Here is a 13,246-nt window from a genome sequence, read left to right as displayed (position 1 = left end):
GAGCGGGCTTGCCTGCGATGGCCATGCGTAGCGTACGTATTGACACCCCGCGATCACCGAGACCCCAACGCAGCCTCGCTTGCGCTCGGCAGCTGCTACACATGGGGCTTGCTCAGGGGGGCGGGGATGCTTAGATGCTGTAGTAATAGCCACGACTGCGCAACGCCACGATCCGTGGCCGGCCATCCGGGTGCGGGCCGATTTTTTTGCGCAGGTTGCTCACGTGCATGTCCAGGCTGCGGTCGTACAGGGTCAGCTTGCGGCCCAGGGCGATCTGCGCCAGTTCCTGCTTGTCCAGCGGCTCGCCGGGCTGGCGCAGCAAAGCTTCCAGCAGGCGGCTTTCGGAGACGGTGAGGGTGAATTCCTGTTCATCGATACTGACCACGCCGCGCACCGGGCTGAAGCACAGGTCGCCCAGCTCAAGCTGGCTGGATACGGCGGCCGGGTGGCTGCGGCGCAATACGGCGCGCAGGCGGGCGGTCAGTTCCCGTGGGTCGCAGGGTTTGGCGAGGTAATCGTCGGCGCCCAGTTCCAGGCCGAGGATGCGGTCCAACGGTTCGCCCCGTGCCGAAAGCATCAGCACCGGCAATTCAGGGTGATCGTTGCGCAATTGCTTGAGCAGCTCCAGGCCACTGCCGTCGGGCAGCATCACATCGAGCACCACGGCGGCCGGAGCGCTGTCGGCCAAGGCCTTGCGCGCGCTCAAACCGTCGTGACAGGCATGCACCTGAAAGCCTTCCTGGCTCAACCAACTGGTCAGCAGCTCACAGAGCTCCTGGTCATCATCTATCAGTAACAGCTCGCTCATGACTCACTCAATTTAGCCATTGTCGACGGCGACGGTGCCCACCGCTGGCGAAGATCCCGCACAGCAAGGCGATCAGTGCGACGGCCCCGCCGGTGACAAACCATTGCTGTTGCTCGGTCAGCCATCGGGTCAAGGCACCGCCCTGTGAATCTTTGAGTTGCTGGGCCAGCTTTTGGTTCTCTTGACGAAGGCGACTCAATTGAGCGCTTTCGCGGGCAGCATCCGCGTTTTGCAGTTGCTTGTTCAGTTCTTCACGCTGGCGCTCGCTTTCTTTCAAACGTTGCTGCAACTCGCTGATCTGGCTGCCGGCACTCAAGGACAGCGGCGTGGAACTGCCGGTGTTCGAGGTTTCTTCAGCATGGGCCGTAGCCCCGATCGTTAACACTGCCAACAGACACAACTGACGTAAGCGCATCGGAACTCCTGATTCCACACGAATATTCAGACTGTTGTCGGCCGGTTACCGAGAATAATGAGCAATTAGCAGCGCGCCGAACGCAATGTGTCCGGCGCAGCATGGGTCACGGCAGGACCTGCTTGAACGGCTTGATCACGACATCGGCGTAAACGCCGGCCGCGACATAAGGATCAGCCTTGGCCCAAGCCTGGGCATCGGCCAGGGAGGCGAACTCGGCGACAATCAGGCTACCGGTGAAACCGGCGTCACCCGGATCGTTGCTGTCCACGGCCGGGTGCGGGCCGGCCAGTACGATGCGGCCTTCGGCTTGCAGCTGCTTGAGGCGCTCGACGTGGGCCGGGCGTACGGACAGGCGTTTTTCCAGCGAGTTGGCAACGTCAGTGGCAATGATTGCGTAGAGCATGTCAGTCCTCGGTTTTCGGCGTGGTGGGCTCGGCGTCATGCAGGTGGCGCGACAGGTAAATACCCTGGGCGACCAGGAACAACACGGTCATGCCCAGGCTGCCGAACACTTTGAAGTCGACCCAGTATTGCTGGAAGGTAAAGGCCACGAACAGGTTGGCCGCGCCGCAGAAGATGAAAAACACGATCCAGGCCACGTTCAGGCGTACCCAGACCGGTTCCGGCAGGGTCAGCGCGTGGCCCATGATCCGCTTGATCAGCAGGCGGTCGCCGATGAAGTGGCTGCCGATAAACGCCAGGGCAAACAGCCAGTTCACCACCGGGGCTTTCCATTTAAGGAAGGTTTCGCTGTGAAAAGCCAGGGTCAGGCTGCCGAAAACCAGGCACGCGACCAGGGTCAGCCATTGGCTTTTTTCCAGTTTGCGCTGGGAGATGAAAATCGCGCCGTAGACCACGACAGAGCTGATGATCAGCACGGCAGTGGCGCTGTAGATGCCGCCGACAGTGAGCTCATGGCCGGCCAGATCGACGACCCGAGGGTCGAGTTTGTAAACGATGAAGAACAGCAACAGCGGGATGAAGTCGATGAATTGTTTCACAGTAAGAGCCAGAAGCTGGATGTGGCGGCATAATAACAAACATCCTTGGTTGCGAAAGCGCCAGCTGACTTGAGGTTACACACTCCCGTGAATGTTGATTTGCACTGCCACAGCACGGCCTCCGACGGCGCCCTGGCGCCCGCGGTACTGGTTGCGCGTGCGTTTGAAAAAGGCGTGCGAGTTCTGGCGTTGACCGACCACGACACCCTCGAAGGCCTCGACGAAGCGCGTGTAACCGCCCATTCGTTGGGCATGCAGTTGGTCAACGGCGTGGAATTGTCCTGCACCTGGGGCGGCGCGACCATTCATGTGCTCGGCTACGGCTTCGATCAGAAAGCCCCGCCGCTGGTGGAGGCTATCGCGCAATTGCACGACGGCCGCTGGCTGCGGTCCGAAGAAATAAGCCGCAAATTGGCCCTCAAAGGCATGCCCAATGCCCTCGACGGCGCCCGCGCCATCCAGCAGGAACTGGGTGACAGTGGCAATGCACCGGCCCGTCCGCACTTTGCCGACTGGATGGTGCGTGAAGGTTTTGTCAAAGACCGCGCTGAAGCCTTCCGCAAATGGCTGGGGGCTGGCAAGTTGGGTGATGTGAAGCAACATTGGCCGACCCTTGAGGACACCGTCGAGACCCTGCGGGCCTCCGGGGCCTGGGTCAGCCTGGCGCATCCCTGGCATTACGATTTCACGCGCAGCAAGCGTCGCAAGCTGATCAGCGACTATATTGGAGCGGGCGGCCACGCGATCGAAGTGGTCAACGGGCATCAACCCGCCGAACAGGTCGGCAGCCTGGCGATTCTTGCCCGCGAATTTGGTCTGCTGGTCAGTGCCGGCAGTGATTTTCATGGCCCAGGCGGCTGGTCCGAGATCGGCGAGTACCGCGCGGTCCCGGAAGATTTGCCGCTTTTGTGGGGGCGATTCAAGCATGACCCCATTATTGCCACCGTCTGAACAGGTAGAACCCGTGAGTCAATTCTTCCAGATTCATCCGGAAAACCCCCAGGCACGCCTGATTAAACAGGCCGTGGAGATCATTCGCGCCGGCGGCGTGGTGATCTACCCAACGGATTCGTCCTACGCCATCGGTTGCCAGATCGGCGACAAGGGCGCGGTCGAACGTGTGCGCCGTTTGCGTCAATTGGACGACAAGCACAACTTCGCGCTGATCTGCAGCGACTTGTCCCAACTGGGCCTGTTCGCCAAGGTCGACACCGGCACTTTCCGCCTGCTCAAGGCGCACACGCCGGGCCCGTACACCTTCATTCTCAACGCCACCCGCGAAGTGCCGCGCCTGCTGTTGCATCCGAAGAAGCGCACCATCGGCCTGCGTGTGCCGGAGCACCCGATTGCCCTGGCGTTGCTGGCTGAGTTGGGTGAGCCGCTGATGAGTGTGTCGTTGATCATGCCCGGCGACACCGAACCCCTGGAAGACCCGTACGAAATGCGTCAACTGCTGGAAAAGCAGGTGGACCTGATCATCGATGGCGGCTTCGGCGGCGGCAAAGCCTCCACCGTGATCAACCTGGCCGATGGCGATCCAGAAGTGATCCGTGTGGGTTGTGGTGATCCGGCGCCCTTTATGGTCGAGGCCTGAATGTCGTCAGTGGAAACCGTCGACCCTCAGGCAGGCGCCCAGCAGGAACTGCCGTTTGCCATGGTGTACGGCCAGGCCGTGCTGGAAATGCCCCTGGATCTGTACATCCCGCCGGACGCGCTGGAGGTCTTCCTTGACGCCTTCGAAGGCCCGCTGGACTTGTTGCTGTACTTGATCCGCAAGCAAAACATCAACATTCTCGACATCCCGGTGGCGGAAATCACGCGCCAGTACATGGGGTATGTCGAGCTGATGCAGTCGGTGCGCCTGGAACTGGCCGCCGAGTACCTGGTAATGGCCGCCATGCTGGCCGAGATCAAGTCGCGCATGTTGCTGCCGCGTTCGGAGACGGTCGAAGCCGAAGAAGACGACCCACGGGCCGAACTGATCCGCCGTCTGCAAGAGTACGAACGCTTCAAGGCCGCCGCCGAAGGCATCGACGGTCTGAGCCGCGTGGGCCGCGACGTGGTGGTGCCCAAGCTGGATGCTCCCGAAGCCCGCGCGCGCAAACTGCTGCCAGACGTGAGCCTGGAAGAATTGCTGATGTCCATGGCTGAAGTGCTGCGCCGTGGCGATATGTTTGAACACCACCAGGTCAGCCGTGAGGCCCTGTCCACCCGCGAGCGCATGAGTGATGTGCTGGAGCGCCTGAAGGGCGGTGGGTTTGTGCCGTTTGTCGAGCTGTTCACCAAGGAAGAAGGGCGCCTTGGGGTAGTGGTGACCTTTATGGCGGTGTTGGAATTGGTCAAGGAGTCCTTGGTCGAGCTGGTCCAGAATGAGCCTTTTGCGGCTATCCACGTGCGGGCGCGAGCCGAATAAAGAGCTGAATCGATGAATCTGACTGAACCCCGCGAACTGGCGCCCCTGCTGGAGGCCTTTCTCCTGGCCTCGGGCAAACCGCAATCCCTGGAGCGCCTGTTCGAACTCTTCGAAGAGGCCGAGCGCCCCGAACCGCCGGTGTTCAAAAAGGCGCTGGAGATTTTGCGCAAGTCCTGCGAAGGCCGCGCCTTTGAACTGCGCGAAGTGGCGTCGGGTTATCGCCTGCAAATCCGTGAGAAATTTTCCCCGTGGGTCGGCCGTCTGTGGGAAGAGCGCCCGCAGCGTTATTCACGGGCGATGCTGGAGACCATGGCACTGATCGCCTATCGCCAGCCGATCACTCGTGGCGAGATTGAAGATGTGCGGGGCGTGGCGGTCAACAGCCATATCGTCAAGACGTTGCTGGAGCGCGAGTGGATCCGCATCGTCGGCTACCGCGACGTGCCGGGCAAACCGGCGATGTTCGCCACCACCAAGGTATTCCTCGACCACTTCAACCTGAAAAACCTCGACGACCTGCCGCCGCTGGCCGAATTGCGCGAGATGGAAGCCGAGCCGGTGCTGGACTTCGACGACGCCCCGGTGCCGGCAAGCCTGCAGGAACTGGCCGATGCCAGTGCCGAGCCGGAAGAGCCCAAGGACGAAACCAGTTTCCACACGTTGTTGCTGGAACTGGACGACATGGAGCAGGGCATCAAGACCGACTTTGACGATCTGCTGCGTGATGGGGTGGCGGAGCCGGAAGCCGAAGCCCAGCCTGAACCAGAGCCAGAGGAAGACATCCTCGGTGTGGCCGAAGCCCGGGAAAAACTCCTGGCCGCCGTCGCCGCGCTCGAACAGCCGCCGTTGAGCGATGAAGAAGACGAAGCTCGCGCGTTGGCCGAAGCTATCGAGGCCGAACGTCGCGAATTCGAAGACTGATGAGGGCATATGTGGGAGGGGGCTTGCCCCCGATTGTGGTGTGTCAGTTTGCACATGTATTGACTGACCCACTGCCATCGGGGGCAAGCCCCCTCCCACATTTTGATCTCCATTTGACTGGGAGAAACCATGAGCTCAACCAAAGACCCGTGCATCAGCATCTGCAAATTCAGTGACGACATCTGCGTCGGTTGCGGTCGCAGCAAACGCGAAATCCGCGCCTGGAAGAAACTCGACAAAGTCGACAAACGCAGTGTCCTGGCCGAAGCCGAACTGCGTTTGCTGGCCCTGGGCGCCACCGGCCGGCGGAAAAACAAATGACTTGGCGCATATCGACTAGTCTCTGATGCGCAACGCTCACCATGAGCGTATGATTCGCGACCCTTTGCCGACCTATTCGGCCAAAGCCCCGCTTTCAACACTCTTCAGGCCACGCCTGAATCGACCCACCGGGAGGTGCTTAAGATGAACGACAAAGACCAGAACGACAGCCAGGAAATCGGCCCAGCAGGTGAAAAACTGCAAAAGGTGCTGGCGCGTATCGGCGTGGGCTCGCGCCGCGACGTCGAAGCCTGGATCACCCAGAAGCGCATCAAGGTCAACGGCGTCGAGGCCACGCTTGGCCAGCGCGTCGACCTGCACGATGCAATCACCATTGATGGCAAGGTCATCAAGCGTGAAGAGGCCGCCGAATCGGTGCGCCGCGTGATCATGTACAACAAGCCCGATGGCGAGATCTGCACCCGTGACGACCCTGAAGGCCGTCCGACCGTGTTTGACAAGATGCCCAAGCCTAAAGAAGGCCGCTGGATCAACATCGGTCGCCTCGACATCAACACCACCGGCTTGCTGATGTTCACCACCGACGGTGAACTGGCCAACCGCCTGATGCACCCGTCTTACGAGATGGACCGTGAATACGCGGTACGTGTACGTGGCGAAGTCGATGACGAGATGATCGAGCGCTTGAAAGCCGGCGTCGTGCTGGAAGACGGCCCGGCCAAGTTCACCGATATCAAGCAGGCTCCAGGTGGCGAAGGTTTCAACCACTGGTACCACTGCGTGGTGATGGAAGGCCGTAACCGTGAAGTACGTCGCCTGTGGGAGTCCCAGGGCCTGGTGGTCAGCCGCCTGAAGCGCGTGCGTTTCGGTCCGGTGTTCCTGAACTCCGACCTGCCGATGGGCCGCTGGCGCGAAATGAGCCAATACGAAGTCGACATCCTCAGCGCCGAAGTGGGCCTGACGCCGGTCGCCATGCCGCAGATGAACGCCAAGAGCAAAGACAAGCTTGAGCGTATGCAGCGTAAATCGTCGCGTCCTGTGGCGCGTACCGAGCGTGTTGCGCGTACCGTACGCCCGGCGCTGGATGCCCCGGCGACCGGCGGGCGTATCTCCCGTCAGCCGCATATCGAAGGTGAGCGCCGCCCAACGGCCCCATCGCGTCAGGAAGGCGAGCGCGCACCGCGTACCCCGCGTCCGGCGCCGGCCGGTGGTCGCAGCAACCGTGGCGAGGCAGATCGCCCAGCCGACAACGCCAGCACCAAGCGCCCAGCCAAGCCGGCGGCGAACAAGCGCCCCGGCCCGAAACTGGTGGCCGACGAGCCATCGGGCAAGCGCCGTGGCGCTCCGGCGGGTTCGGGTCAGCGTCCGGGTTTTGGGCGCAAGAAGCCGCAGTGATGCGCTAAGCGCTGCGCAAAAACGCCAACCCTCGGGTTGGCGTTTTTTTTAGATCTGGATTTGAAATGCATTCAATTGCGGGCAAGCCCGGCTCCCACAGGGGGCCTCGTCATCCTGATGTCCTTCTAAAACGCGAAAGTGCCATCAAACACCGGCTTGTCGTCGAGTGCCAATACCCCGCTGGCAAAGATCAGATCCAGGTGATGGCTGCCTTTCTGCCCGCCGCCCAGGCCCAGGTGCAAGCCGCAATGGCGCTCCTCAAACCCGGCATTGCGTGCATACAGGTCCTTCACGCCTTCATTGGTACCAATCCCCAGTTCTTCCACACGCCGGTTCGACGGGTTGGCGTTCAGGTACTTATTGAAATCATCCACCAGCCCCGGCACATCGCTGGCGACGCTGCAGACGGTCGAGTTCTCGATCCACAACTCCAGCGGCGATTGCAGCACGCCGTATTTGCGCGCAAACGGGATGGTGCTGAGAAAAGTGCCGACAAACCGAACCTGGCCGTTGATGGCTTCGCTGTGGGTGGCGATCTCGCCGGGGGCCAGGTCGTGGTTACCGACGCCGTTGATATTGGTCCACTTCTTGATGCTGCTCAGTGGCGCCTCAAGGCGCGAGCCATGTTTGTCGGTAAAGCTGAGCACATTGGCCTGGCCCATGCGCCGGATCAGCGTGGCGTTGAGATCGGCAATACGCTGCGGCTCCACGCTGAAGGTGTCGTAGAAGTAATCGCCGTAATCCTTGAACAGCAGGGACTTCTTCCAGTGCTCAGCCATTACACCCTGCAAGGCGCGGATAAAGTCCGGGCCTTCGGCGCGTGGGTTTGGCAGGGTCGAGGAATCGTAGAGAAACAGGTACAGGTCACAGGTTTCGATGGAGTGGGCCAAGGTATCGCTGGCGGTCAGGTCCAGGCGCTGTACCTGGAAGTTGAAGCGGGCGGCGCTGCGGTGGGAGATGGCCTGGGCGATGGCGTCGTAACGCTCGGTATGGCCCAGCAGCACGGTGGGGCAGTTCAGGCCGCTGAGAGCCGGGTGGTGGGCGAGGTAGTAGAGAAAGTGTTCGACGGCGCGGGCCTTGTCCATGACGTGTGTCCTTGTGTGCCTTGGGAAAGGGGGCAGGCGCCGTGCACAGCACCTGCCGGATGCCTGCCGGTTAGAACGGCCACATCGCGGTGCCGAACGGCACCACGGCATCGGCTTGCATCATTTCAACGGCGGCCTCGTGGGTCGGTGCTTCAAACCAGTCGTCGAGTTGCAGTTCGGTTTCCAGGTCGTTTTCCAGTACTTGCATGGTGTATCTCCTAGAGGACGGTGTTTGAGTACGGCCTGCCAACGGGCTTCGCTGGCAAGTGGAATGAACCTAGGAGAGGCTGTTACTTAATGCAAAATATTTATTGACACGGTTTCATTTGGATTTTTTCTTCTGTTTTTTTAGCACGCATTTTTTCTGAGGAAAAACAGTGAGCTGGCAGCCTCTTGTTGACGGAAATTTCGGATCGCCAATTTTCCCAAAGATGACAGCTGTAACGCAGGTTTTCCGCGATGTAACGATTAGTTTACGACTAAACGGTGGCGTTATTGGGCGACTCGAAGCTGTAAGGAATCCCTGACAGATCGTCGCATGCACCGTTCGGGGGCGGGCGTAAGCTGTCGAGCGGTGTACAATGCGCCGCGTTTTACTGTGACCCCCTTTGCGTAACCCGCAAAAGGCCAAGACCTTGGGGTTTGCCGACCCCGATCACTCCGCCCGGCCACGAGCCTGGCGGGTTCGATTTCGTCACAGATAAAAACAAACAGGTGACGCATGACCATTAGAAAGACGCTGTACTCCTGGTGCCTGCGCTGGGGTTTGAGCGGCGCTGCTTGAGTCGAGATTCCAGGCAGCAACCTGCATTCAATATCCTCAAACCTTGCGTGAGACCCTTTTCATGAGTGGACCCCATTCCCCTTCAGGCGAGCTGAAACGCGGCCTGAAAAATCGGCATATCCAGTTGATCGCCCTCGGTGGCGCCATCGGCACCGGCTTGTTCCTCGGCTCGGCCGGGGTGCTCAAGTCCGCCGGCCCGTCGATGATCCTGGGTTATGCAATCTGCGGCTTCATCGCCTTCATGATCATGCGCCAGCTCGGCGAAATGATCGTCGAAGAGCCGGTCGCCGGTTCCTTCAGCCACTTTGCCCACAAGTATTGGGGCGGTTTCGCCGGCTTCCTGTCGGGTTGGAACTGCTGGATTCTGTACATCCTGGTGGGCATGTCCGAGCTGACCGCCGTGGGCAAGTACGTGCACTACTGGTGGCCGGAGATCCCGACCTGGGTCTCGGCGGCGGCGTTCTTCGTATTGATCAACCTGATCAACCTGGCCAACGTCAAAGTCTTCGGTGAAGCTGAGTTCTGGTTCGCCATCATCAAGGTCGTGGCCATCGTCGGCATGATCGCACTGGGCAGCTACCTGCTGGTCAGCGGTAGCGGCGGCCCGCAGGCCTCGGTGAGTAACCTGTGGGAACACGGCGGCTTCTTCCCCCATGGCGTGGGCGGCTTGGTGATGGCCATGGCGATCATCATGTTTTCCTTCGGTGGCCTGGAAATGCTCGGCTTCACCGCCGCCGAAGCCGACCAGCCACGCACCGTGATCCCCAAGGCCATCAACCAGGTGATCTACCGCATCCTGATCTTCTACATCGGCGCCCTGGTGGTGCTGTTGTCGCTGACGCCGTGGGACAGCCTGCTGGCGACCCTCAATGCGTCCGGCGATGCCTATAGCGGCAGCCCGTTCGTGCAGGTGTTTTCGATGCTGGGCAGCAACACCGCTGCACACATCCTCAACTTTGTGGTCCTGACCGCAGCGTTGTCGGTCTACAACAGCGGCACCTACTGCAACAGCCGCATGCTGCTGGGCATGGCCGAGCAGGGCGACGCGCCCAAGGCCCTGGCCAAGATTGATAAACGCGGCGTGCCGGTGCGCTCCATCCTCGCCTCGGCGGCAGTGACCCTGGTGGCGGTGCTGATGAACTACTTCATCCCGCAACACGCGCTGGAACTGCTGATGTCCCTGGTGGTGGCCACGCTGGTGATCAACTGGGCGATGATCAGCTTCTCCCACTTCAAGTTCCGCCAGCACATGAACCGCACCGGTCAGGTGCCGCTGTTCAAGGCGCTGTGGTACCCGTACGGCAACTTCGTTTGCCTCGCGTTTGTGGTGTTTATCCTGGTGATCATGCTGATGATTCCGGGGATCCAGGTGTCGGTGTACGCGATCCCGGTGTGGGTGGCGTTTATGGCGGTGTGTTACTGGCTCAAGAACAAGCGCAGTGCTGAAGCCGCGTTGAACACAGCGAGTGCTGCGTTGAAGTAAACAGATGCACGTCCACAGAAAACCCCGCGTCCTGTAGTCCTCTATCGGGAACTCAGGACGCGGGGTTTTTGAGTTTTCAAGTCGTCAATTTTTTGAAATCACGCCGCTCATGTATTCATTCAAATCGCGAAAGTCCTTGACGGTCCAGGCATGCGGCGCGACCTGCACCCCGTTCTCGCGCAGCGTTTTCGGGATCAAATCTCCATTCGGGCGAAGTATGACCGAAGACACAATAACGCCCGGATAAGCCGCCAGCCGTTTTTTGAAGGCGGGCGTTGTAAGGTCGGGTGTAGGCGGGTTGCTTTTCTTCGCCAACGGCCCCGTGGCCTTGAGGTCTGGCCCGTGGCACATGGCGCATCGCTGTGAATAGAGGTTTTTGCCATTGGCATTATCTGCAAAGGACAGTGATGTTTGAATGAGTGATAAGGTGCCGAGCAAAGTGATCAGTAGTGTTTTCATGTTCATGCGTCCTTGTTGATGTTGTCCGAATTGGGCGTGTCCGTTGCCTAAGGTTTTTGATTGATGCTGGTAATTTCCAATAACGTCCACCTGCCCGACGCCGAGATCGAGTTGACCGCCATTCGCGCCCAGGGGGCGGGTGGGCAGAACGTCAACAAGGTGTCGAGCGCGGTGCACCTGCGTTTTGATATTCCGGCGTCGTCGTTGCCGGACTTCTACAAGGAGCGCTTGCTGGCGCTGCGCGACAGCCGCATCACCAGCGAAGGGGTGCTGATCCTCAAGGCCCAGCAATACCGCACCCAGGAACAGAACCGCGCCGACGCGCTGGAGCGCCTGGTGGAGTTGATCCTCAGAGCCACCAAAGTGGAGAAGAAGCGCCGTCCGACCAAGCCGACCCTGGGCTCGAAGAAACGCCGTCTCGAATCCAAGACCAAGCGCGGCAGCATCAAGGCCGGGCGCGGCAAGGTCGACTTTTAGTCAGTCGCCACGTGCCTCGCGGGCCTTGGGTGCCTGTCGGTACAGGTACACGCTCAGCAGCAAGCCGCCGAGGGCGGCGAGAGCGGCGAACAGGAAGATCGAGGCAAAGCCGAAGCCAGCCGCCACAGCCCCGGCCAATGGGCCGGTGATGCCCAGCGACAAGTCAATAAACAACGAGTAGGCCCCCACGGCGGAGCCTCGGCTGGACGCCGGCACCAGGTTGACGGCCTCCACGCCAAGCGCCGGGAACACCAGGGAAAAGCCAAAGCCGCTCAATGCGGCGCCAGCCAGGGCCAGGTTGGCGTCCGGCGCCAGCCACAGCAACAGCAAGCCGAGAATCTCTACTGACAGGCAGGCAATCGCCACGCGAAAGCCGCCGATGCGGTTGATCAAATTGCCGAACAACAACCGTGCACCGATGAAGCTGGCGCCGAACAGGCTCAGGGCCCACACCGCGTTATCCCAGTGCTGCGTGGTGTAATACAACGTGATAAAGGTGGCGATGGTGCCAAAGCCGATAGAACCCAAGGCCAACGCGCAGCCGTGGGGCAGTACGCGGCCCAGCACGTTCATGAACGGCAGGCGCACGCCGGCCACAATCGGCGCGGCGACCTTGTTCCAGGCCAGCAGCAGGCCGACGATGGCCAGCAGGATAATGCTGACGCCCATGCTCCAAAGGCCGAAACTCTTCACCAGGACCACGCCCAGCGGCGCGCCAACGGCCAGCGCGCCATAGCTGGCAATGCCGTTCCAGGAGATGACCTTTGCCGTATTCGCCGCGCCTACCCGGCCGATGCCCCAGCCGATGGCGCCCGAGCCCACCAGGCTTTCCGCGCTGCCCAGTACCAATCGACCGACAAGCAAGCTGCCCAGGCTGACGGCCGGCAGGTTTGAAAACCACGCTGCGAGCAGCATGAACACGCCACTCAGGCCGCAGCCCGCCAGGCCGATCAGCACGGCGCGCTTGCTGCCCAGGTTATCGATGATTTTGCCGGCGTAAGGACGGCTCAGCAGGGTGGCCAGGTATTGCACGCTGATCACCAGCCCTGCGATCACCGCGCCATAGCCCAGCTCACTGTGGACATAGCCCGGCAACACGGCCAGGGGAATGCCAATATTCAGGTAGCCGATAAAGGTGAACAACACGATGGAAACAACTTGCAGCGTGACCGCCATGGGGCGCTGGGTATCTGGCATGGGGAGAGGTCCACTGTCGCAGCAGGTAAAGATAGGCTGCTAATGATACCGGGGCTTTGGCGTGCGCAGGGCGGTAAAACGCAAAAACGTCAGATCAAAAAGACGTCAGGTTTTGGCAGGCGCCACTAATTGGGTGGTGACCAGGGCCGCCAAGGCGTTTTCCTGGGTGCCGAAGCGCTTGAGCAGCACGGCTTGTTTGTCCGCGCTGAGACGGTTCCACACGTCGACCATTTGCAAGGCAGCATCGAGTACGGCGGTGTCGGGGAGGGTGTCGGTCATGATGGGGAATCTCGGGTGATTCAGGCAGTGTGGAAAGCGCTCAAAGCTGCGCTTTCCACACGGTCTGGTACGGCGTCAGTCCTGGCTTTTGCTGTCGACTGGTTTTGCTTCTTTGGCCTCAGGCTGCTTGGCGCTGGCCTGCTGCGGTGTTGGCTGCTCAGTTTCGTGCAGGCTTGGGAAGGGGAGATTAGGTATCTCGTGCATCGTCGTCGCTCCTCGCAAGGTCTGTTTTTTCAATCGCAGG

18 protein-coding genes are annotated in these 13,246 nt (G+C 60.6%); 8 read left to right on the top strand and 10 right to left on the bottom strand.

Features of this window, described 5'->3' with window-relative positions; translation table 11 throughout:
* Positions 1 to 130 precede the first annotated feature (130 nt).
* The 4 genes from DNK50_RS25475 to DNK50_RS25460 form a co-directional block, all read right to left on the bottom strand.
* A complete protein-coding gene (locus tag DNK50_RS25475) occupies positions 131 to 808 on the bottom strand; it encodes a response regulator transcription factor (protein ID WP_112196585.1) in 678 nt (225 codons plus the stop codon).
* Positions 809 to 815: 7 nt separating this feature from the next.
* Entirely contained in the window at positions 816 to 1,223 is a 408-nt protein-coding gene (locus tag DNK50_RS25470; RefSeq protein ID WP_099585468.1) for a translation initiation factor 2, read from the bottom strand.
* Positions 1,224 to 1,329: 106 nt separating this feature from the next.
* Positions 1,330 to 1,629, bottom strand: a complete 300-nt coding sequence (locus DNK50_RS25465) for a YciI family protein (RefSeq protein WP_015885584.1) — start codon at positions 1,627 to 1,629, stop codon at positions 1,330 to 1,332.
* A gap of 1 nt (position 1,630) precedes the next feature.
* Complete coding sequence (locus DNK50_RS25460; protein WP_112196584.1) at positions 1,631 to 2,227, bottom strand: septation protein A; 597 nt, start codon at positions 2,225 to 2,227, stop codon at positions 1,631 to 1,633.
* Positions 2,228 to 2,314: 87 nt separating this feature from the next.
* On the opposite strand from DNK50_RS25460, the gene DNK50_RS25455 reads away from it, so the two are divergent.
* The 6 genes from DNK50_RS25455 (at position 2,315) to rluB (ending at position 7,238) form a co-directional block, all read left to right on the top strand.
* On the top strand, positions 2,315 to 3,178 hold the full coding sequence (locus DNK50_RS25455; RefSeq protein ID WP_099585466.1) for a PHP domain-containing protein: 864 nt from the start codon (positions 2,315 to 2,317) through the stop codon (positions 3,176 to 3,178).
* A gap of 13 nt (positions 3,179 to 3,191) precedes the next feature.
* On the top strand, positions 3,192 to 3,821 hold the full coding sequence (locus tag DNK50_RS25450) for an L-threonylcarbamoyladenylate synthase (protein WP_099585465.1): 630 nt from the start codon (positions 3,192 to 3,194) through the stop codon (positions 3,819 to 3,821).
* Positions 3,822 to 3,941: 120 nt separating this feature from the next.
* A complete protein-coding gene (locus DNK50_RS25445) occupies positions 3,942 to 4,640 on the top strand; it encodes a ScpA family protein (protein WP_174244890.1) in 699 nt (232 codons plus the stop codon).
* Positions 4,641 to 4,652: 12 nt separating this feature from the next.
* Positions 4,653 to 5,561 (top strand): SMC-Scp complex subunit ScpB, encoded by a 909-nt coding sequence (gene scpB, locus DNK50_RS25440; RefSeq protein ID WP_112196583.1) that lies wholly within the window; start codon positions 4,653 to 4,655, stop codon positions 5,559 to 5,561.
* 129 nt (positions 5,562 to 5,690) lie between these two features.
* Positions 5,691 to 5,882 carry a DUF1289 domain-containing protein gene (locus DNK50_RS25435; RefSeq protein WP_112196582.1) on the top strand — a complete coding sequence of 64 codons (192 nt, stop codon included), beginning with the start codon at positions 5,691 to 5,693 and terminating at the stop codon, positions 5,880 to 5,882.
* A 144-nt stretch (positions 5,883 to 6,026) separates the two neighbouring features.
* Positions 6,027 to 7,238, top strand: coding sequence for a 23S rRNA pseudouridine(2605) synthase RluB (gene rluB, locus DNK50_RS25430; RefSeq protein WP_099585462.1), 1,212 nt, complete (start codon positions 6,027 to 6,029; stop codon positions 7,236 to 7,238).
* 125 nt (positions 7,239 to 7,363) lie between these two features.
* On the opposite strand, the gene DNK50_RS25425 is transcribed toward rluB, so the two are convergent.
* Together DNK50_RS25425 and DNK50_RS28985 are read right to left on the bottom strand one after the other, a co-directional pair.
* Positions 7,364 to 8,323, bottom strand: a complete 960-nt coding sequence (locus DNK50_RS25425; RefSeq protein ID WP_112196581.1) for a leucyl aminopeptidase — start codon at positions 8,321 to 8,323, stop codon at positions 7,364 to 7,366.
* Between the two features lie 70 nt (positions 8,324 to 8,393).
* Positions 8,394 to 8,531, bottom strand: a complete 138-nt coding sequence (locus tag DNK50_RS28985; RefSeq protein ID WP_034100099.1) for a hypothetical protein — start codon at positions 8,529 to 8,531, stop codon at positions 8,394 to 8,396.
* Positions 8,532 to 9,168: 637 nt separating this feature from the next.
* Between DNK50_RS28985 and DNK50_RS25420 the strand changes: the two genes are divergently transcribed.
* Positions 9,169 to 10,590: an amino acid permease gene (locus DNK50_RS25420; RefSeq protein ID WP_112196580.1), complete on the top strand. Its 1,422-nt coding sequence runs from the start codon at positions 9,169 to 9,171 to the stop codon at positions 10,588 to 10,590.
* Positions 10,591 to 10,674: 84 nt separating this feature from the next.
* Here DNK50_RS25420 and DNK50_RS25415 read toward each other — a convergent pair whose 3' ends face one another.
* Positions 10,675 to 11,049, bottom strand: a complete 375-nt coding sequence (locus tag DNK50_RS25415; protein ID WP_099585459.1) for a cytochrome c — start codon at positions 11,047 to 11,049, stop codon at positions 10,675 to 10,677.
* A 63-nt stretch (positions 11,050 to 11,112) separates the two neighbouring features.
* Between DNK50_RS25415 and arfB the strand changes: the two genes are divergently transcribed.
* On the top strand, positions 11,113 to 11,526 hold the full coding sequence (gene arfB / locus DNK50_RS25410) for an alternative ribosome rescue aminoacyl-tRNA hydrolase ArfB (RefSeq protein WP_112196579.1): 414 nt from the start codon (positions 11,113 to 11,115) through the stop codon (positions 11,524 to 11,526).
* On the opposite strand, the gene DNK50_RS25405 is transcribed toward arfB, so the two are convergent.
* The 3 genes from DNK50_RS25405 to DNK50_RS29335 all read right to left on the bottom strand — a co-directional run bounded on the left by DNK50_RS25405 (position 11,527) and on the right by DNK50_RS29335 (position 13,206).
* On the bottom strand, positions 11,527 to 12,723 hold the full coding sequence (locus DNK50_RS25405; protein ID WP_099585458.1) for an MFS transporter: 1,197 nt from the start codon (positions 12,721 to 12,723) through the stop codon (positions 11,527 to 11,529).
* A gap of 105 nt (positions 12,724 to 12,828) precedes the next feature.
* Positions 12,829 to 13,002: a hypothetical protein gene (locus tag DNK50_RS28980; RefSeq protein ID WP_177411568.1), complete on the bottom strand. Its 174-nt coding sequence runs from the start codon at positions 13,000 to 13,002 to the stop codon at positions 12,829 to 12,831.
* A gap of 75 nt (positions 13,003 to 13,077) precedes the next feature.
* Positions 13,078 to 13,206 carry a hypothetical protein gene (locus DNK50_RS29335; RefSeq protein WP_024077105.1) on the bottom strand — a complete coding sequence of 43 codons (129 nt, stop codon included), beginning with the start codon at positions 13,204 to 13,206 and terminating at the stop codon, positions 13,078 to 13,080.
* Between the last annotated feature and the right edge of the window lie 40 nt (positions 13,207 to 13,246).

The sequence above is a fragment of the Pseudomonas sp. LG1E9 genome, from assembly GCF_003290225.1.
Lineage (GTDB): Bacteria > Pseudomonadota > Gammaproteobacteria > Pseudomonadales > Pseudomonadaceae > Aquipseudomonas > Aquipseudomonas cyclaminis.
The sequence above is the reverse complement of the archived record's forward strand: the minus strand, read 5'-3'. Positions and strand labels throughout refer to the sequence as shown.